The organism is Paenibacillus sp. B46(2026), assembly GCF_056786355.1.
Window position 1 is genome coordinate 2141327 of sequence record NZ_CM165907.1, and the last position, 18642, is coordinate 2159968.

20 protein-coding genes and 1 tRNA gene are annotated in these 18642 nt (G+C 47.9%); 14 read left to right on the forward strand and 7 right to left on the reverse strand.

Annotated elements, in window-relative coordinates; genetic code table 11:
- Nucleotides 1-96: 96 nt before the first annotated feature.
- The 9 genes from AC1S8V_RS09820 (at nucleotide 97) to AC1S8V_RS09860 (ending at nucleotide 9746) form a co-directional block, all read left to right on the forward strand.
- Entirely contained in the window at nucleotides 97-825 is a 729-nt protein-coding gene (locus AC1S8V_RS09820; RefSeq protein ID WP_253433078.1) for a response regulator transcription factor, read from the forward strand.
- 152 nt (nucleotides 826-977) lie between these two features.
- The gene (locus AC1S8V_RS09825) at nucleotides 978-2159 is read left to right on the forward strand and encodes a methyl-accepting chemotaxis protein (protein ID WP_482073455.1); all 1182 of its coding nucleotides are present in this window, start codon (nucleotides 978-980) and stop codon (nucleotides 2157-2159) included.
- 228 nt (nucleotides 2160-2387) lie between these two features.
- Entirely contained in the window at nucleotides 2388-3143 is a 756-nt protein-coding gene (gene pstB / locus AC1S8V_RS09830; RefSeq protein WP_482073456.1) for a phosphate ABC transporter ATP-binding protein PstB, read from the forward strand.
- Nucleotides 3144-3206: 63 nt separating this feature from the next.
- Entirely contained in the window at nucleotides 3207-3866 is a 660-nt protein-coding gene (gene phoU / locus AC1S8V_RS09835) for a phosphate signaling complex protein PhoU (RefSeq protein WP_145319518.1), read from the forward strand.
- 198 nt (nucleotides 3867-4064) lie between these two features.
- The gene (gene polA, locus AC1S8V_RS09840; protein ID WP_482073457.1) at nucleotides 4065-6719 is read left to right on the forward strand and encodes a DNA polymerase I; all 2655 of its coding nucleotides are present in this window, start codon (nucleotides 4065-4067) and stop codon (nucleotides 6717-6719) included.
- A 118-nt stretch (nucleotides 6720-6837) separates the two neighbouring features.
- Nucleotides 6838-7674, forward strand: coding sequence for a DNA-formamidopyrimidine glycosylase (mutM, locus tag AC1S8V_RS09845; RefSeq protein ID WP_145319512.1), 837 nt, complete (start codon nucleotides 6838-6840; stop codon nucleotides 7672-7674).
- A gap of 132 nt (nucleotides 7675-7806) precedes the next feature.
- Nucleotides 7807-8580, forward strand: coding sequence for a manganese efflux pump (locus tag AC1S8V_RS09850; RefSeq protein WP_482073458.1), 774 nt, complete (start codon nucleotides 7807-7809; stop codon nucleotides 8578-8580).
- A 9-nt stretch (nucleotides 8581-8589) separates the two neighbouring features.
- On the forward strand, nucleotides 8590-9186 hold the full coding sequence (gene coaE / locus AC1S8V_RS09855; protein ID WP_482073459.1) for a dephospho-CoA kinase: 597 nt from the start codon (nucleotides 8590-8592) through the stop codon (nucleotides 9184-9186).
- The gene (locus AC1S8V_RS09860; RefSeq protein ID WP_482073460.1) at nucleotides 9183-9746 is read left to right on the forward strand and encodes a lytic transglycosylase domain-containing protein; all 564 of its coding nucleotides are present in this window, start codon (nucleotides 9183-9185) and stop codon (nucleotides 9744-9746) included. The genes coaE and AC1S8V_RS09860 overlap by 4 nt, the downstream gene beginning before the upstream one ends.
- An 82-nt stretch (nucleotides 9747-9828) precedes the next feature.
- Here AC1S8V_RS09860 and AC1S8V_RS09865 read toward each other — a convergent pair whose 3' ends face one another.
- Nucleotides 9829-10050, reverse strand: a complete 222-nt coding sequence (locus AC1S8V_RS09865; protein ID WP_482073461.1) for an alpha/beta-type small acid-soluble spore protein — start codon at nucleotides 10048-10050, stop codon at nucleotides 9829-9831.
- Nucleotides 10051-10166: 116 nt separating this feature from the next.
- Between AC1S8V_RS09865 and nrdR the strand changes: the two genes are divergently transcribed.
- The 4 genes from nrdR to AC1S8V_RS09885 all read left to right on the forward strand — a co-directional run bounded on the left by nrdR (nucleotide 10167) and on the right by AC1S8V_RS09885 (nucleotide 11542).
- Nucleotides 10167-10634, forward strand: a complete 468-nt coding sequence (gene nrdR, locus AC1S8V_RS09870) for a transcriptional regulator NrdR (protein WP_026081166.1) — start codon at nucleotides 10167-10169, stop codon at nucleotides 10632-10634.
- Between the two features lie 185 nt (nucleotides 10635-10819).
- Nucleotides 10820-10892: transfer RNA gene (locus AC1S8V_RS09875), tRNA-Ala, on the forward strand.
- A 240-nt stretch (nucleotides 10893-11132) separates the two neighbouring features.
- Nucleotides 11133-11261, forward strand: a complete 129-nt coding sequence (locus tag AC1S8V_RS09880; protein WP_482074439.1) for an NAD(P)H-dependent oxidoreductase — start codon at nucleotides 11133-11135, stop codon at nucleotides 11259-11261.
- Nucleotides 11258-11542, forward strand: coding sequence for an NADPH-dependent FMN reductase (locus tag AC1S8V_RS09885; RefSeq protein ID WP_482073462.1), 285 nt, complete (start codon nucleotides 11258-11260; stop codon nucleotides 11540-11542). The genes AC1S8V_RS09880 and AC1S8V_RS09885 overlap by 4 nt, the downstream gene beginning before the upstream one ends.
- Before the next feature lie 155 nt (nucleotides 11543-11697).
- Here AC1S8V_RS09885 and AC1S8V_RS09890 read toward each other — a convergent pair whose 3' ends face one another.
- The 5 genes from AC1S8V_RS09890 to AC1S8V_RS09910 all read right to left on the reverse strand — a co-directional run bounded on the left by AC1S8V_RS09890 (nucleotide 11698) and on the right by AC1S8V_RS09910 (nucleotide 13655).
- Nucleotides 11698-11916 (reverse strand): IS3 family transposase, encoded by a 219-nt coding sequence (locus AC1S8V_RS09890; protein WP_482074440.1) that lies wholly within the window; start codon nucleotides 11914-11916, stop codon nucleotides 11698-11700.
- Between the two features lie 88 nt (nucleotides 11917-12004).
- The gene (locus AC1S8V_RS09895) at nucleotides 12005-12433 is read right to left on the reverse strand and encodes a MauE/DoxX family redox-associated membrane protein (protein ID WP_482073463.1); all 429 of its coding nucleotides are present in this window, start codon (nucleotides 12431-12433) and stop codon (nucleotides 12005-12007) included.
- 188 nt (nucleotides 12434-12621) lie between these two features.
- Nucleotides 12622-12780: a hypothetical protein gene (locus AC1S8V_RS09900; protein WP_482073464.1), complete on the reverse strand. Its 159-nt coding sequence runs from the start codon at nucleotides 12778-12780 to the stop codon at nucleotides 12622-12624.
- On the reverse strand, nucleotides 12770-12988 hold the full coding sequence (locus AC1S8V_RS09905) for a hypothetical protein (RefSeq protein ID WP_482073465.1): 219 nt from the start codon (nucleotides 12986-12988) through the stop codon (nucleotides 12770-12772). The genes AC1S8V_RS09900 and AC1S8V_RS09905 overlap by 11 nt, the downstream gene beginning before the upstream one ends.
- An 82-nt stretch (nucleotides 12989-13070) precedes the next feature.
- Nucleotides 13071-13655, reverse strand: coding sequence for an NAD(P)H-dependent oxidoreductase (locus AC1S8V_RS09910; protein ID WP_482073466.1), 585 nt, complete (start codon nucleotides 13653-13655; stop codon nucleotides 13071-13073).
- Between the two features lie 82 nt (nucleotides 13656-13737).
- Here AC1S8V_RS09910 and AC1S8V_RS09915 point away from each other — a divergent pair, with 82 nt between their 5' ends.
- Entirely contained in the window at nucleotides 13738-14832 is a 1095-nt protein-coding gene (locus AC1S8V_RS09915; protein ID WP_482073467.1) for an AraC family transcriptional regulator, read from the forward strand.
- 193 nt (nucleotides 14833-15025) lie between these two features.
- Here the strand turns inward: AC1S8V_RS09915 and AC1S8V_RS09920 are convergent, their stop codons facing one another.
- Nucleotides 15026-18640: an S-layer homology domain-containing protein gene (locus tag AC1S8V_RS09920; protein WP_482073468.1), complete on the reverse strand. Its 3615-nt coding sequence runs from the start codon at nucleotides 18638-18640 to the stop codon at nucleotides 15026-15028.
- Between the last annotated feature and the right edge of the window lie 2 nt (nucleotides 18641-18642).

Sequence of the window (18642 nt, forward strand, 5' to 3'; positions counted from 1 at the left end):
AAAGGTTGTATTGTTTTACACCGCGTTAACAAATTAGTGCTATGATAGAAAAAGTGTTGTGGCAACAGACAACCTTATGAAGAGAGAAGGGGTATCATGGCACAGCGTTTGCTAGTTATTGAAGATGAACCTACATTATCTAGATTACTCACGTATAACCTGACACAGGAAGGTTATGACGTTACAGCCGAGGATCACGGATCTGCAGGATATGACCGTGCCTTGTCTCAGGAATTTGATCTCATTTTGCTGGATCTGATGCTTCCGGGCATGAATGGTCTGGACATTCTGAACAAGCTAAGAATTCAAGGTGTCAGTACACCCGTTATCATTCTGACGGCCAAGAACGGTGAAGCCGAGGTTGTGCAGGGGCTGAAATCGGGCGCCGATGATTATATTACCAAACCATTTGGCGTATCGGAGTTATTAGCCAGAGTGGATGCGGTATTAAGACGTTATTCCAATGGTGAAGATTTACCACAGCCAGAGGACAAGGATGGCTCACGAATTATTCTGGGAGAGCTTGAGATCTATCCTCTGAAGTATGAAGTAACTTTGGGTGGACAATCCATCAGCCTGCGTCCGAAAGAGTTCGAAGTACTTCTATACTTGGCCAAAAAGCCGGGTGTGGTGCTGACAAGGGATGATCTGATGAATGCTGTGTGGGGCTTCGATTATATCGGAGGCCAACGAACCGTGGACGTTCACGTCAGCTCATTACGTAAAAAGCTGGAGCTGGATCCGGAATCGGTTCACATTGATTCGATTCGTGGTGTAGGTTATAAATTGGTTGTCAAAAGAAAAACTCCCCATCATTCAAGTTAGCAATGATCGGGGAGTTTTATTTTACGTTCATTTAACATAAAGGAAGATTTTTCTTTACGTAGAGGGAGTAGCATGGATTTATCTGAGTGATACTTTGTACCTATATATCCTGCCTCAAGACGGAGCTAATACGTAAAGGAGATTGCGCATTTATGCCCATGTTGCTCGAAGTGAAACCCGATCAGCCTCATGTTGTTTTACATAATGAAGAATTAACGACACCCAAAATGGAGCAAACTGAAGTAACGCTAGTTGCTGAAGAACCTGTAATCCATTTGCATAACTATTATCGTCAAGTTCCTGTTGCCGGGGTCCATACGACCTGTGGAGAAGCTGCGACGATGATGAATCAGGAGCAGGAGCACCCTTGTATTGTATTGTGTGATGAGCAGATGAAACCAACCGGATTATTAATGCGAGAGACGTTATACCGGATGTTAAATGGTCGTTTTGCCGCAGATCTATTTTACCGTAAGCCGGTTATCCAAGTAGCCAATGCTTCTCCGGTTATTGCGGATATTCATATGGAAGCCACAACCATTATTGATATTGCCCTTGGACGGAATGAACAGCATTTCTACGACTGTCTGCTGGTTACGGAACAAGACAGACTGCTTGGTGTGTTAACGATGCGTGATGTGATGTCTCTCTCCCGCAGGCTGCAACAGGCTTCTTCGGCAGAGCGCGTTCGTACGGTATCCGAGAGCAGACAGGAGATATCCAGAATCAACGATGCAGTCACCAAGCTGGTGCACGCAGCTAATCAGACGGTACATGAAGCCCGTGAAATCATGGCAATGTCCAAACATGGAGAAGAGAGTCTGAAGCACGTTGATGCTTCCTATAACCGGGTACATCAGCACATGGAGAGTCAAGGTCAACATGCGGATCACATGCTGAATTCGATTAAAACAGGATCGGGCATGGCACAATCCATCCGGTCGCTGGCAGATCAGAGTGGTCTCCTTGCCCTGAATGCATCCATAGAAGCCGCCCATGCGGGTGAATATGGACGAGGCTTTCAGATTGTTGCAGGCGAGATCCGAGCGCTCGCGAAACAGACCCGCGAAGTTGCAGGGAACATGTCTTCTTTGCTTGAGAATATTGGTGGACTGACCCTTCAAACCGTAGAACTGGTTAAGGCAAGCGGAGCGGAGATTGACGACAGCTCGGTGCATGTCACCGCCGGAGGAGCAACGTTCCGGCAACTGAATAGTGCGGTGAGAGACCTCTCCCGTATAGCAGAGGAGATTGCCATGGAAGGCGGCAAAGCTGGAGAAGTCGCAGAGCATATTCGAATGAAGCTGGATGGGATGGTTTTGGATAGCGAGTGAATGATAAGCAAATCAATAAGGTGGACATCAGGAATCAGATTGATCGATGAAGCCGATCATGAAGGTTAAGGATGTCTTTTTACATTCCGTTAACATGAAAGTGATACTGTTTTTACAATGAAAGGGTAGGATAATAAAGATGGCCGAGCAGCGAGGAAAGAATATCAGCATCGGTCTCAACGTAAAGGGAGTTTCAGTGTCCCTGCAGCGAAGGAGAAGTGAACATCCATGAAGGACCTCATTCACATTGAAAATCTTAATTTATACTACGATACGCATCACGCGCTTAAAAATATATCCATGGATCTGCCGGAAAAAACCGTTACTGCGTTCATCGGGCCGTCAGGTTGTGGTAAGTCGACATTGCTTCGCACATTAAACCGGATGAATGACATGATTCCGGGTGTTCGTGTGGAAGGACAGGTTATGCTGAATGGCTCTGATATTTACAGTAACGAGATTGAAGTGGAGACACTGCGCAAACGGGTCGGCATGGTGTTTCAGCAACCGAATCCTTTTCCGAAATCCATCTATGAAAACGTGGCTTATGGACCGCGCTTGCACGGGGTAACCCAAAAGGCTGAACTGGATCAGTTGGTGGAGCAGAGTCTGGTCCATGCTGCACTGTGGGATGAAGTGAAGGATGTATTGAAGAAGTCGGCACTTAGTCTGTCTGGTGGGCAACAACAACGTCTCTGTATTGCACGGGCGCTGGCTGTACAGCCTGACGTTCTGCTGATGGATGAAGCGACGTCAGCACTCGACCCGATCTCCACATTGAAGATTGAGGAATTGGTCAAGGAATTGCATCATAAGTACACCATCGTTATGGTTACCCACAATATGCACCAGGCGGCACGGGTATCCGGACGCACGGTATTTTTCCTGAATGGTGAAGTGGTGGAGGCAGCTGATACGGAGACGTTATTCTCCACACCGCAAGATTCCCGAACCGAGGATTATATCTCTGGAAGGTTCGGTTAAGCGAGCTGAATTGGAACGATCCCGGCATACCCGGAAATGATGGATAAGGAGGACATGAAATCTATGATTCGCAGAAAAGAATTTGATCAGGAGCTTGAAGAGCTGCGTACCTTGCTCAAACAAATGGGTGAACATGTAGGAGCAGCATTGGATGGTGCTATTGAAAGTTTACAAACGATGAACGCGGAGAAAGCTCAGGTCATCATCAAGAATGATGCGAATCTGAATGCCCTTGAAGACAAAATTATGGAACTTGGCTCCAAACTGATCATCACACAACAGCCGGTGGCGAAGGACCTCAGACGTATTATCGTGGCATTCAAAATCTCCAGTGATCTGGAGCGTATGGGAGATCTTGCTCTCGACGTGGCGAAGGTGACACTGCGGATGGATGGGCAGGAGTTGATTAAACCTCTTGTGGATATTCCGCAAATGGCAGAAATCGTGAAATCCATGATCGATGAATCCATCGAATCTTTCCTGAAAGAAAACACAGACCTGGCCTATAAAATGGCTCAAACAGACGATCAGGTCGATCAATTGTACAGTCACATGATCAGTGATCTCTACACGTTGATGACAGAGCACCCGAATCAGGCTTCTCAGGCCATGCTGCTGATGATGGTTGGACGTTACATTGAACGTATTGGCGATCATGCGACCAATATTGGTGAGAGCACGGTATACCTGGTAACAGGTAAACGTCCGGATCTGAATCAATAGGAAGAGCAATGCTTTATACCAAATGAAGAACTTTCTCTTGAGTAGCCTGTTCACAGACTACCTACGGAGAAGGTTCTTTTTTACGGGTAAAACTAAAGTGAAAAGATGGCTATTCTTTTTGATGTGACAGGTGGGTATGGTATCATGGGAGTAGATGTAATTTGAAGATGTTGACCATATGATACGCGAGGTGCTGGAATGGACAAGTTTATTCTCATAGATGGAAATAGCATTATTTACAGGGCGTTTTTTGCAATGCCGCCTCTGACCAACTCGAAAGGTTTGCATACCAATGCGGTATACGGCTTCACCACGATGCTGCTGAGACTGCTTGAAGAACATAAACCTACACATGTTATGGTCGCATTCGATGCAGGCAAGATCACGTTCCGCCACGAAGGGTATCAGGAATACAAAGGCGGTCGGGAGAAAACACCACCAGAGTTGTCGGAGCAATTCCCTTTGCTCAAAGAACTGCTGAAAGGACTTGGCATCGCTCAGTTTGAGCTGGCTGGTTTCGAAGCGGATGATATCATCGGGACGTTAACCAAACGCGCAGATGAAGCGGGCAGACAGGTGCTCGTTGTATCAGGTGACAAAGATATGCTGCAGCTCGCTTCTGAACATGTACATATCGGACTGACGCGTAAAGGGGTAACTGATATTGAGCTGTATGATCCTGCTCAGATTAAGGAGCGCTATGGTCTGACACCGCTGCAAATTATTGATCTTAAGGGTCTGATGGGGGATGCTTCCGATAATATTCCGGGTATTCCCGGGGTCGGAGAGAAAACAGCGCTGAAGCTTCTGCACCAGTTCGGGTCAGTAGAGGATGTGCTGAACGGCACAAGTGAACTGAAGGGCAAGATGAAAGAAAAGATTGAGGCCCATGCCGAAGATGCCCGGATGAGCAAACAACTGGCGACGATTCACCGGGAAGTTCCGCTGGAACAGACGTGGGAGGATATGCAATTCGGCGGATTAAAAGAAGAAAATGCTGGCCCTGCACTAGCTAAGCTGGAATTCAAATCCTTGCTCGAACGTCTGTCGTTCAGTGGCAGCATCGGTTCTGAACAGGAAGCTATTCCTGCTGCCGAGGTGGAATCCTCCATTGCAACAGAAGAGACGATCAGTGAGCTGTTCAGTTCTCTTGATTCCATTGATGTACTCCATGTGGAGACACATGGGGATAACCCGCACCAAGCGAAACTGATTGGACTAGCAGTAGGTTCCGCTGGAACATATACGTTCATATCTCCCGAATTGCTTCAGTCCGAGGCTGCGGCCCAAGTGCGGGCATGGCTTGGTAATTCAGACCAGCCAAAGCGCGGGTATGATCTTCATCGTGTAGACCTGGCCCTTCATGCGCATGGCATTGAATTTGCTGGCGCATCATTCGATGTACAGCTGGCAGCGTATTTGCTTGATCCAACAGAATCCAACCAGACGATTAGTGGACTTACGACCAAGTATGGTCTGCCATCGCTTGTGGAGGATGACACGGTTATGGGGAAAGGCGCCAAGTACAAGGTGCCGGAAGTGGAGATCTTGGGCGATTTCCTGTGCCGCAAAGCTGCTGCAGTAGCAGCCATCATTCCACTTCAGGAGCAGGTACTGGAAACCGATGAGATGAATTCATTGTTCCATGAACTGGAGATGCCGTTGTCACGCATACTGGCAGACATGGAGAAACAGGGCATCAAGGCCAATACAGCCGATCTGCAGACTTTGGGCAGTGAGTTTGAAGAGCAGATCAGCAGGTTGATGGCAGAGATCTACAAGCTGTCAGGAACGGAATTTAATCTGAATTCACCGAAGCAACTGGGTGAGATTTTATTTGATAGACTGGGCTTGCCGGTGGTGAAGAAAACAAAAACGGGCTATTCAACAGATGCCGAAGTATTGGAGAAATTGGCCCCTTATAATGACGTGGTCAAGCATATTCTGCAATATCGTCAGCTTGCCAAGCTGCAATCCACTTATGTGGAAGGGTTACTCAAAGAGATTTCTGATCGGGATGGAAAGGTGCATACGTATTATCGTCAGACCATTGCGGCTACGGGACGACTTAGCAGTCAGTTCCCGAACTTGCAGAACATTCCGATCCGGATGGAGGAAGGTCGCAAAATCCGGAAGGTATTTGTTCCTTCCGAGCCTGGATGGTCCATTTTGGCGGCAGACTATTCCCAGATCGAACTGCGTGTTCTGGCACACATTTCGGACGATGAGCGCCTGAAGGAAGCGTTTGTCAATGATATGGATATTCATACAAAGACCGCTTCGGATGTATTTGGCGTGAAACCTGAGGATGTGGATGGGGATATGCGCCGTTCCGCCAAGGCGGTTAACTTTGGTATCGTGTATGGAATAAGTGATTACGGCCTATCACAGAACCTGCACATCACCCGTAAAGAGGCCGCACAGTTTATCGATCAGTATTTTGAAGTATTTCAGGGTGTGCGCCGATATATGGATGACATTGTGAAGGAAGCTCGCCAGGATGGTTACGTCAAAACGTTGTTGGAGCGCCGACGCTATCTGCCTGAGATTAATGCCAGTAACTTCAATCTGCGTTCCTTCGCAGAGCGTACGGCGATGAATACACCTATTCAGGGAACAGCGGCAGATATCATCAAACTGGCCATGGTACAGATGGATGAAGCATTACGGGAACGCAAGTTGAAGAGTCGCATGTTGCTTCAGGTGCACGATGAACTTGTATTCGAAGTACCTGCCGATGAATTGGAACTGATGAAAGAATTAGTCCCTTCTGTCATGGAAAAAGCATTGGAACTGTCGGTTCCGCTGAAAGCCGAAGTCAGCTTTGGGGATAACTGGTACGAAGCGAAATAAATCAAGAGCCGCACGGTTTTTCCGGTATTTCAAAATAGACCTTTCCATGTTAGCGATATAAGAAAAGGGTCCCGCTGAGCGCCATCTTCCGTTATAATATAGGGGAGGTGAGAACATCATGCCGGAATTACCGGAAGTTGAAACAGTCAGAAGAACATTGAATCAGCTTATTGTAGGCAAGACCATTGATCATGTTACCGTTAGCTTGCCGCGGATTATTCAGCGGCCGGACGACATAGATGCATTTGCACTGGAACTCGCGGGACATACCGTCATTGGGGTGGAGCGTCGAGGCAAGTTTTTGCGTATTTTGCTGGACGGGTTGGTGCTTGTCTCCCATCTGCGGATGGAAGGAAGGTACGGTGTGTACGAGCAGCATGAAGATGTGGAGAAACATACACATGTGATCTTCCATTTTAATGATGGTACGGAATTGCGTTATAAGGATGTGCGTCAGTTCGGTACGATGCATCTGTTTAATGCAGGTGAGGAACTGGTGTCCAAACCTTTGCTGAAGCTGGGACTGGAGCCGCTTGACCCGGCCTTTACGTTAGCTGCGTTCCGAGAAGCGGTGGGCAAACGAACAACCAAAATCAAGGCTGTACTGTTAAATCAGGCATATGTGGTTGGCATCGGGAATATTTATGTGGACGAGGCTCTATTTCGCGCAGGCATCCATCCCGAGACCATCGCCAAGACACTGACCGAAGCTCAGTTAACGGTGCTCCATGAAGCGATTGTGGCTACGTTGCAAGATGCAGTGAATGCAGGGGGATCTTCCATCAAATCCTATGTAAACGGACAGGGTGAGATGGGGATGTTCCAGCATCAATTGAAAATCTATGGACGCAAATCGGAACCTTGTGCAACATGTGGTACGTTAATTGAAAAAACGGTGGTTGGTGGCCGTGGGACGCATTTTTGTCCAAACTGTCAGCCGCTGAACATGAACTGAATGAACGAAATGATGAAATCATAGCACCCTTGGATTCCTCCCTCCATATACTGATATGGCAGAAATAAGCGGGCGTATACCCATACTGGCATCTTCAGTTGGCACGAGTACCGCACAGAGGAGGAGTCCGGGGTGCTGCATCATTTTATTTCATTGCTGGCGCTTGCTTTGGCGCTTAGTTTAGATGGTTTTGGAGTCGGGATTACATATGGGTTACGGAGGACTAAGATTCCCCTGTTATCTATCGCTGTTATTTCGATCTGTTCGGGATTGGTTATTGCTTTGTCGATGCAAGTAGGTGTGCTGTTGTCCCATGTGGTGTCACCGGATATCGCTTCGATTGTGGGAGCCGTTATATTGATAGGTATTGGTGCATGGTCACTGTTGCAACTTATTCGAAAGCAAGGCAAGGAACAGCTGGAAACAGACACTAGATCGGGTGAGGGAACAGAAACAACGTTAACTGGTATTAGAGAAGTACAAAAGACGCTGACGGATTCAAAAGGCAGGAATCAGGTGCTTGCGCTGGATCTGGAGCAGTCGGCTTCAGGTGGATCGCTGGAACGCATGGTATTTACACTGGAGCTGCGTAAGCTGGGGGTCGTCATTCAGATCCTTCGCAGTCCCTCCAAGGCGGATATGGATAACTCGGGGAGTATATCTGCCCAGGAAGCGATGTGGCTTGGTATTGCCCTGTCTCTGGATGCGTTTGGGGCAGGATTGGGAGCGGCACTTCTCGGATTCCCTACACTATGGACGGCACTCATTATTGCGCTGTTTAGTGGGGCGTTTCTGTCCCTTGGCATGAAGGTTGGGCTGCGATTCTCAGCTCTGCGCTGGATGCGAAGACTGTCTGTATTGCCAGCACTTTTGTTAATGATTATGGGAATAATGAAGCTGTTATGAGGTGAAACGATGAATATAGGCTTAACCGGCGGGATAGCGACAGGCAAAAGCAGTGTTTCCGCCTATCTCGCCAGTAAGGGAGCGTTGCTCATCGATGCAGACGTTATTGCCCGGGAAGTTATGATGCCCGGGCACCCCGTGTTGGCCGCCGCTGTTAAGCGGTTTGGACAAGCCATACTGAACGAAGATGGAACACTGGATCGGAAAAAGCTTGGAAGCATTGTTTTTCAACAACCAGAGGAACGAAAGGCATTGGAGGCCATCACACACCCGGCGATTCGTAGAGAGATGCGTGAACGGGCTGCCGCATACGCATTGCAACATCCGGATAAACTTGTGGTATCTGATATTCCGTTGTTGTACGAATCGGGTCTGGAAGATGGTTTCGAGGAAGTCATGGTTGTATATGTTCCAAGATTAGTCCAACGAGATCGCTTGATGAGTCGGGATGGAATGACTGCAGAACAGGCTGAGGCTCGAATGGATGTACAGATGGATATTGAGCGCAAAAAGCAGCTGGCAGACATTGTCATTGATAACAGCGGCTTATGGCCTGCGACGCAGCAGCAAATTGACTCATATCTACAGCGTAAGGGTTTGTTATGAAGATATTGCGCAAGAAACGTGTACTGCTGTTGATGTTTGTGTCCTTTGTATTGATATTATTCCTGAATACAAACTGGATGGCATGGTTCTATCCAATTCATTATAAGGAAGAGATTCGTGCCCAATCCCAGAGCTATGAGGTTGATCCATTTCTGATTGCTTCCATAATCAAGGTGGAGACCAATTTCAAGACAAGCAAGGAATCCAAACGAGGAGCCATTGGACTCATGCAACTGATGCCGGACACAGCCAACTGGATACTGGAACAAGCCAAAATTCCTGACACTTCGCTGGAGGAATTGAAGCACGAGCCTGAACGAAATATTCAGTTAGGGACCTGGTATCTGCGGAATCTGTCCGATCAATTCGATGGCAATGAAGCGGTGATGATCGCCGCTTATAACGCGGGTCCGGGCAAAGTGAACAGTTGGCTTAGAGATGGTGTATGGGATGGCTCGTTCGATACGGTGAAGGATATTCCGTTTGGTGAGACGCGTCACTATGTACAAAGGGTCATTTACTATTATAATCAGTATGTAAAGATTTATAATACGTTCTGAGTATATAAGTAGAAGCACAGAGCAGGCCGGTTGTTCACCGGCCGCTCCATGCTCCTCTGTGTAGCGTATTACGATGCAGATATTAATGGTATTGACCTGCCAATTGCTGTTCTGCAATTGTTACCAGACGCTTCGTGATGTATCCACCGATCGAACCGTTCTCGTAAGAAGTCATGTTACCTTGGTATCCGTCTTGTGGGATGCTGATTCCGAGTTCTTGGGCAACTTCAAATTTCATTTGCTCGAGTGCTGCGGAAGCTCTAGGTGCCACCAGGTTGTTGGAGTTACCGTTGCTTTGTGCCATTGCTGTTCACCTCCTCGCGGGTTGGTAAAAGTATTATGTGTCGGCAATGCGATTTTCATTACAAGGTCAGTACAGGGAATATGTGGTAAAAAGTAAAACATGGGAAGTGATCTGATTTGAAATGTCCTTATTGCGGTTACATGGGTACCAAAGTGCTTGATTCGCGTCCGGCAAACGAAGCGAAATCCATTCGTCGTCGCCGTGAATGTGAGCAGTGCGCCAGAAGATTTACAACGTTTGAGATGATTGAGGAAACACCCCTGATCGTCATTAAGAAAGATGGCAGCCGGGAAGAGTTCAGCCGGGACAAGATTCTCCGCGGGCTTATTCGTGCCTGTGAGAAACGTCCAGTCTCTGTTGAGACGCTGGAGATGATGGTATCTGAAGTAGAGAAGTCGCTGCGTAATACAGCAGATGCTGAGGTCGAGAGTCGCCAGATTGGTGAGCTATTGATGGAACAGCTGTTTCCAGTCGATGAAGTGGCGTATGTGCGCTTCGCTTCCGTGTATCGTCAGTTCAAAGACATCAATATGTTCATGAAAGAACTGAAATCCCTGTTGTCCAAAGACAATCTGGAGGATTAGTGAAGTGGGTAAAGGGAGAAGAGCAGTCTGGGGTTCCAGTCCGTATGTGCCAGTAAAATCGGTTGTTCTTCTCCAATCACTTTGGATCATGAAAAAGTGATTGACAGCGAAAGCTGGATTTTATATGATATAGGAGTCGCCTGTGGAACGTTGCAGTGCTGGACAAGTTATCTATTTCATATCCTGGGGCCTTAGCTCAGCTGGGAGAGCGCATCGCTGGCAGCGATGAGGTCAGGGGTTCGATCCCCCTAGGCTCCATACAGGTAATGAAGACGGGAAAGCCTTTGTGTATCAGGGGTTTTCCCGTTTTATTTTTACTGTTTATATTAAGTGGTGTTCCTGCTCACATCGTCCAACCCACCCACGGCTTTCACAGTTTCAGGCTCATGCTTCGCTAAGAAAATAAACTACATTGTAGTCTTTATGGCGTCTACATCGGACTCAACTTGAAACATTCACATAATTGAAATCGGCGGTCTGCCGTTTTTCATTGAGGATCTGGAGGTTAGCGGCGATCCGGTAGCAGTCGCATTGTTCAAGGAAGCCATTTGCGAAGTGGACGGGATCATGATTGTGAGTCCGGAATACAACACGGGAATCCCGGGGGGTGCTCAAGAACTCGCTTGACTGGGCTTCAAGACCGGCAAGGGATTCAGTTTTCATCAAAACAAGTCGGGATCATCGGTGCTACACCGGGAGGGATGGGAACCGCATACGCACAGATGCAATTGAGGCAAGTGCTGGATGCCATGAAGGCGTACGTGCTGCCGTTTCAGAAAGTGCCTATTTCACAAGTTCATGAAAAGGTTGATGTTAAGCAGCTCGCACTCACCTATGAGAAGACGAGGCAATATCTTCAGCGGTACATCCAGCACCTCTTATTCAAGCGAATACATACAATTGCTTGAATTTACTCGTTCTTTCGATGATTGTGTGCCGACTTGACATGGAGCCTCTGCAGGCATGACTTTTTGCGAAAGGGCGAAACCACAAGGGTTTCGCAAGGCGGGCTAGCCTATTATGCCTGCCCTCCATGTAAAGTCTTTGGCGTAATTTTTGCGCGCTACACTTTAAGTTTTTTCGGCTTCACGGTCCCTTGCTTGATCGCATCCCGATATTCATAAGGTGATAAATCATAGATGCTGCCGTGGATACGGTTGTGGTTGTAGTTGTGAATAAATTCGGTTACGACTTCATACGCCTGCCCATAACTCTCAAATTCATGCCCGCTGATAACACTCCAACTCCAGAATGGCGTGGGCTCTTCGACAAAAAACCTTATAGGATATCATCGTAGAAACAAAGTATCAGATTCTATCTGAAATTTTAAAACTTTCAGCGAAGTGGATTCCGATTCAAAACGAAATAGGCTACCCCCTCCCCGGCCTCCTCTTTTTTGCTCCCCTGTAAAGAAGTGCCGAAGCCGCTGCAAGAACTACCGTAAAAACAATGTCATCAAAAGCTTCCTTAAAACCGATCGAGAAAATCATGCTCAATAGGAATACCAAAAGCAGGGCAAGACTAGCTAAAGCAGCCTCTTTTAAGCGAATACCACTCACCAATAAAACACCAAGCCCAACTTCTAAGAAGGTTACAAAATAACCTAGGATATCAGACACTACTCTTGGGAACCAAGGGTTCAAAGTAGCTGTATGCTCCAAAAAGCTATCAAAGTTTCCCCAGGCCACACCTAGATTTCCAACTGGACCCAAGATGCCTAAACGGTCAGCAACTACCCATAAATATATCAACCCCAAAAAAACTCTTATAAAGATAAAGCTTCCTGTTTTAATAGTCATAATGCCCTCCGTCCAATTAAGTATACTTTATTTTTTTATTGAACCTCTCATGACTAAAAGTCACGAGATTCCTGCGCTGAACGCTCCAACGAGCGAAGATAAGCAGGCTTATCCCCGCAGTTCCTGCGGTTCTTGCGAAGCTTGTACGTTGGACTTTGCTCTCTAGCTTACTGCTTGGTTTTTGCTTTTCAGCTAGAGAGGGCGGTTGTGCTTGAACGTGCATAGTACGTGGAGCGCTCCACTTCAAGGATGCGCAGCACAAGTCGAACAGGATGTCCTTGGGCAATGTATGTTTGGGCAATCTCTATTTTACCCGCAAGTTTGGGTTCATTTTTTTTACAGGTCACGGAGGATTTCCCGTTCCAATGCCTGTTCAGCATACAGCTTTTTCAATTTTTCATGTTCCTTTGCTAGCGCTGCATAATCAGAGGCTGTAGGAACTAAGGGCGCTTGCTTATAGCGCGTTCCATCTAACTGATCGAGATCTGTACGCTCCAATTCTCTGGCCCATCGAAGCACCATCTTGGGATCCAGTTCATATTGTTTCCTTGTCATGGCGTTCCCCTCCGTCTTGGTTTGTCGGAATAAGGGGTGTATTGTCCAAGTTCATTTGGGGGCTAAATAGCATACATGAAAATCAGGAGAGTTTGGTACCAAGCTCTCGAACGTGAGCAATCCATTTATCTCGCTGGCCAGATGTAGATGGTCTGATAGGACCAATCTCGGTTATGCGTACTGGTTTGATACCACAGAAATGAAGTACGTTTCGCTTCATGACATTCAGCCCGGCCCGATGGTACACGAGTCGATTGTACCAGGCAGGGGTGTCGGACGTAACGATCAGGTGCGCAGATTTACCCAATAGAAGCTTATCCCATAACTGTGAATCCTGCCTGTGTTTGTATGCGAACCCAGGCAAGAATATCCGATCGATAAAGCCCTTCAGAACAGCCGGCGTGCTCCCCCACCATATCGGATAAACGAATATCAGGTGATCCGCCCATCGGATCATCTCCTGTGCTTTAAGAAGTTCATTTTCCAGTTCCGTCCGCTTACGGTATCCATATTGCAGATTCATCTCAAAGGAGATTGAGCTTAAGTCGATATTTCGGACTTGGGCTTTGCTGTTCTTTTGAACTCCTTCCGTATATGCTTTGGCCAAGGATGCACAGTAGCTCTGTGCATCCGGATGGCCGTTAATGACAAGCATTTTCGATTTCATTGCTTTTACCTCCCCGGTAATTTCATTGTGATATAATATTAAAAAAGCAACTTTAGTATATACCGGCAACTGGTGGGATGAAATGATCAACAACGTACTATTACTTGATAAATCACGCAAAGGGGAGAATTCGGTGATCGATTCGGGTGTTTCTGTTACCATGCTGTATCCAATCATGAAGTCACTTGTCCATAAGGGCGTGGACACAGATTCGTTTTTCCGGTATATATCGGTTGACAGCACTGTTCTGACGCAACAGGAAGCGCGTATCCCAACAATGGAGTTAGAGAGAGTAACAAACGCGGCGGCGGTCTATACACAGGATGATTATTTCGGATTGCAGATGGGGGCGTTTACGGAATTTGCCGATTTGGGCGTGCTCGGATACGTCATGATGCATTGCAATAACATAGAAGCTGCACTTAAGTCGTTTCAGACTTACAATGAAGTGTTATGCAGCGGATTCAATCTGGATTGGGAGATCGTAGATGAAGATGTGAGAATACGCATGTTTACCCAATCTAACTGGAGTTTTCCCCGCCATTGTGCAGAGGGTATGGCTACTTCGCTCTACCGTCTGATCGAAATTCTGTGTAATCGAACGGTTCCGTTGCATGAAGTCAGTTTTATGCATGAGTCACCGGGGGGAATACATCCATATGAAACTGTGTTCGGAGTGATTCCCACATTTGAAGACAATTCCACAATGCTGTGTATGAGTAAGGACTTGTTGGAGAAGCCGGTTCTGTATTCCGATACAAGATTGTTATCCGTATTCGAAACGCTTGCCAAAGAAGCCATTGAGAAGTTACAAGTGACAGGATCGTTCTCGGATGAAGTATTGCAATGGTTGGAATACTGTCTTCCGACCCATTATCCGACCTTACGGCAAACTGCGGAACACTTTCAAATGAGTGTGCGGACGTTACAACTTCGATTAAAAGAGGAGAAAACTTCTTATAACGAATTGTCTATTCGTGTGCGAAAGCAATTGTCCATCGGCTATTTGGAACAATTGCATATATCTATAGGTGAAATTGCATACGCTCTTCATTTCTCGGAACCGAGCGCATTCAGCAACGCCTTCAAGAAATGGACGGGGGTAACGCCGTTACAATATAGGGATAACCTGAAATGCGAAACTGTAGATGCAGGGTCATTTCTTGAGAATACATGATTAAATCGTTGAAACCCTTGTGTAGCAAGGTTTTTTTTGTTGTCATATAAATCAGAACATGCATTAATTAAGTAGAATTTTTGGACTTGGGGACGAGCTTGGGGACGAATATTCTAGATGTCAAAAAAAGTGCAGTTTGAAAACAAGGAGACCCTTCTAGCCAGAAGGGTCTCCTTGTTTTCTGTATACGCTTTCACTTAGCCAGATATTCGACGAACCTTGCAAAGATCGTGGCTACTTCGGCGCGGATGGCGGTGGCTTTGGGAGCAAAAAAGTTGTCCGGCTTGCCTAATACAATGCCGATGCCCCTCAGTGCCTGAACGGCCTCCAACGCCCAGGAGCTGATCTCACTCTCGTCCGTGAAGGATTTAGAGTGGCTTTCAGGTAGCTCATAGCCCTTGTACTTCATGTAGTTGTACAGTATCACCAGCATCTGCTCGCGCGTCATTGGTGAATTGGGGTCAAACAGTTCTGCGTTTGTACCGTTGACTATGCCTTTTTCGGCCGCCCACTCGGCTGCCGCCGTGTACCACTGTCCGTCCGTCACGTCCCTAAAGCGGGAACTCGTGTAGCTGGAGAGGTTTACGTTCTCAAGATTGGCCAGTACCTCCACGAACATTGCACGCGTCATTGCGGTATTTGGTGAGAACGTCGTGGACGTCGTACCGTTGAAAAGGTCATATGTGTAGGCTGAATTTACATAGCTGTAGAACCAGTCGTCCATAGTGGTATCCCTAAAAGGATTGCCTGATACCACGAGGAAGCCGAGTGGGGGGCTGTCATCGAATGCAAGCTCTGTAGCCTCACGGATGTTCAGTGACATGCCGTTGTCTAAGCCGACTCTTGCGCCGCTGGGTCCTACCACAACCGCTCCGCCGCTCCGTATCTTCGATCCGCCGTGGATATGCACCTGGTTGCCATTTGGCAGGTTCACATACGCGTCTTTTCCGCCTACTGTGACCGTACCGTCGCTCGCTATCGTCGAACCGCCCGAAATGGTCACTGTGCTGTTGCCGCCGGGTAGTGTCACTTCGGCGCTCTTGTCTGCCGGAATGGTTACCTTACCGTTTGAGTCTATCGTTGTGCCTTCGGGCACCTTAATCTTCGTCCCGCCTTTGGTCGCAATCTCGCAGCCGGGGAGGGTGGTGTTGCCGTTTTTGTCTGTGACCGCGGGTTTATCCTTCGGTGTATTCACTGTGTAGGTCGACTTCGACGTTCCAGCGTCTGTCCCGGTGCCCGTATTGTCGGTGTTGTGCGTATTATCGATGTTGCCGGTATTTCCGGTGTTGCCCGTATTGCCGCCAGAATCAGGCACAGTGGGAGTCGTCTTCATCGGCGTCGTTGTCGCACTGATCTCCGCGCCGTCGCCCTTTGCGTTCACCGCGATGATCGTGAAGCTGTAGCCTTGGCCGTTTGTCAGGTCCTTGAAGGTATATTTGGTCTCCGCCGCATCCAGTGTGACCGGCGTCACGTTGCCATACCATACCTTGTAGCTCAATATAGCACTGCCACCGTCGTCAGCAGGAGCAGTCCAGCTCAATGTGACCTGTCCGTCACCCGCTGTCGCCTTGAAGCCGCTCGGAGCACCAGGGACGACCGGTTTTCTCTGCGCGAACATCCAATCAAAGACGTCTGTGTAGTCATTGTTCCAAGCCGGCAAGTTAGAGGACTGCGCCGTGGGAGCTATGCTCCAATTCCCCATAGTTATCTGGTTGTAAAGAACCGCCGCTTCAACTTCGTGCGCTATGTAATCAGCCAGAACAGGTGTGTTGGCCGGATTCGGCCGCAGATTTGGCTGATCAAATTGATTGTAGGGCCACGTAAGAGCCTCATTACTCTCAAAGCGCGAAGCCCTCGCGTTGATCATTTTCGGCATATTGGTATTTATGAAGTTATTGAGGTTAGTCTGGTAGCCTGCAACGTTATGAGCATTTACAAACATCCAATAGGCCAGGTTGTTATGAGCATCGTTGTCCTTAGCATTCGGTGAACCGCTTACCGGGGCCATAGGTGCGGCGGCGGCGAAGAAGCCAGGGTGGCTGTTAACTAAGTTGTTTGTATACTGGCCGCCCCATGAGAAGCCTGCTGCGTAAACACGGTTAGGGTCTACTTCGCTGCTGGCAATCAGGGCGTCTATGACCTTCTTAACATTCTCTGTTGAGGGAACAGATACGCCATTATAGGAAATATTCAGTACATGGCTGGCGTACTTTTCAGGATTGTTCTCCATTTTTTTCATTAGAGCGACCGAGCCGTTGGCGGATTTCATGGCCGCTTTTTGGTCTGTCGCAGCGTTTGTACCGCCGCGTGACATGCCGTGGGTATAGACATACAGCGGCAATCCTTTCATCACTTTACCGTCTTCATCCTTGTGAAGGTAGAGCGAGCGATTGACCGAATTGTCCGTGAATGTTGTAAACTTGTCAAGGATCGGATTCACAACTTTTTCCTGTTCAAAAACCACGTTGCGAAGTGGACTCCCTTCTGTCAGTACGATCTCTCCGTTTTGGACAATGTTGTAAACCTGCTTTGTCGAGTTACTGCTGCCATCCAGCGTTGTATTGCCGCCGCTCGCTGAATAAAACTCAGACTCAACTACGATGTAACGGCCGCTTGCCAGTCCGTCCTGATAATCCGGTGAATTGCTTACCGGCCCCAGATAGCCGCGTACCTTCGGTTCGTCATTAGCGTATACCCTTGTGATCTTGCGCGTCCCTTCAAAGGTCACCGCTTCGCCGTTCAGGGTCGTGTTCCTGGCTGACAAGGTAAACAAGCCCGGATTTAGCTCGGAGCCTAACGCTGCCTTCCCCTCGCCTAAGTCAATGATGACAGCCGTCGTGTACTCGCCACTGGCGAAGTTGTCGTTCCATACGATAAAGGGAATTATCTCCGCGTCCGGATCGTTTTTGAATGTCACATGAATTGAATGGTCAGCTTCAATATTCGTAAAGGTATAAGTGCCAGCAGATAGAGTTACAATCTCGCCGTCTACTGTTACGGTATCCACAACTTTGCCGTAATCGGGGGTAAACGTAATTTCTTTGTTAGAGCCTCGATCTATTCTCAGAACATCGCCAGGTGGGTTCAACGTTATTCGGCCACCCGGACCAGCAGTTGCGGTGATTGATAATCTGGTGTCCACTTCATTGGCTAAGGTGAGCTGCAGGCTGTCTGTAAATGAAACAGAGCTTGTATAAGCCGCGTCCGGATCTCCGAAACTGGAAACGACTTCATAGCGGTCACCGCCCTTTTCCGTTGAGTTATTAATATAAACCTCAAAGGTAAGCTTGCCCTCCTCCAAGGTCAAGGTTCTTTTGGGTATTCTCATCTCCACGATATATCCTGTTTCCATGATCTGGGTCCATGCAGCTCTGCCCGGAGCGGCCTGCCCTGAGAACACACCCGTCGCGCTTACGCGCCATTGGTTTGAGCCCCCGGTTCCGGTACCAACATAAAACTCAAGGCTGTCATACTGGTGATCTGCGCCAGCTCCCTGATATAGATTACTGTCATTCACAACTACGCGGGCATACAGGTAGTCATGATCCCAAAGGATTCTGGCTGTACCCATGGCATGGGGTCTGGGGTCGGCGGGCACAGTACTTTTGTTGATGTGATGCTCCATTGTCTGGCCCCAGAGTGGGTCGTTTGACCCGAGTTCGGGAGTTCCAAAAATGGCGGTGGGTGTTTCATTCGCTTCTGCGTTCTCGATGTTGTCAATGGCGGTGGCATAACTGGTAGGCATTAGCGACGCCACCATTACCAAGCAACAGAGGAACGCGAGCATTCTGCTAAATCGTTTTGGCATAA

Excerpts from the sequence above, each read along its gene's own strand:
- polA (WP_482073457.1), top strand. The coding sequence starts at position 4,065 with ATGGACAAGTTTATTCTCATAGATGGAAATAGCATTATTTACAGGGCG.
- coaE (WP_482073459.1), top strand. The coding sequence starts at position 8,590 with ATGAATATAGGCTTAACCGGCGGGATAGCGACAGGCAAAAGCAGTGTT.
- AC1S8V_RS09910 (WP_482073466.1), bottom strand. The coding sequence starts at position 13,655 with ATGAAATCGAAAATGCTTGTCATTAACGGCCATCCGGATGCACAGAGC.
- AC1S8V_RS09820 (WP_253433078.1), top strand. The coding sequence starts at position 97 with ATGGCACAGCGTTTGCTAGTTATTGAAGATGAACCTACATTATCTAGA.
- mutM (WP_145319512.1), top strand. The coding sequence starts at position 6,838 with ATGCCGGAATTACCGGAAGTTGAAACAGTCAGAAGAACATTGAATCAG.
- AC1S8V_RS09895 (WP_482073463.1), bottom strand. The coding sequence starts at position 12,433 with ATGACTATTAAAACAGGAAGCTTTATCTTTATAAGAGTTTTTTTGGGG.
- AC1S8V_RS09920 (WP_482073468.1), bottom strand. The coding sequence starts at position 18,640 with ATGCCAAAACGATTTAGCAGAATGCTCGCGTTCCTCTGTTGCTTGGTA.
- AC1S8V_RS09905 (WP_482073465.1), bottom strand. The coding sequence starts at position 12,988 with ATGACAAGGAAACAATATGAACTGGATCCCAAGATGGTGCTTCGATGG.
- AC1S8V_RS09860 (WP_482073460.1), top strand. The coding sequence starts at position 9,183 with ATGAAGATATTGCGCAAGAAACGTGTACTGCTGTTGATGTTTGTGTCC.
- pstB (WP_482073456.1), top strand. The coding sequence starts at position 2,388 with ATGAAGGACCTCATTCACATTGAAAATCTTAATTTATACTACGATACG.
- AC1S8V_RS09915 (WP_482073467.1), top strand. The coding sequence starts at position 13,738 with ATGATCAACAACGTACTATTACTTGATAAATCACGCAAAGGGGAGAAT.
- phoU (WP_145319518.1), top strand. The coding sequence starts at position 3,207 with ATGATTCGCAGAAAAGAATTTGATCAGGAGCTTGAAGAGCTGCGTACC.
- AC1S8V_RS09865 (WP_482073461.1), bottom strand. The coding sequence starts at position 10,050 with ATGGCACAAAGCAACGGTAACTCCAACAACCTGGTGGCACCTAGAGCT.
- AC1S8V_RS09825 (WP_482073455.1), top strand. The coding sequence starts at position 978 with ATGCCCATGTTGCTCGAAGTGAAACCCGATCAGCCTCATGTTGTTTTA.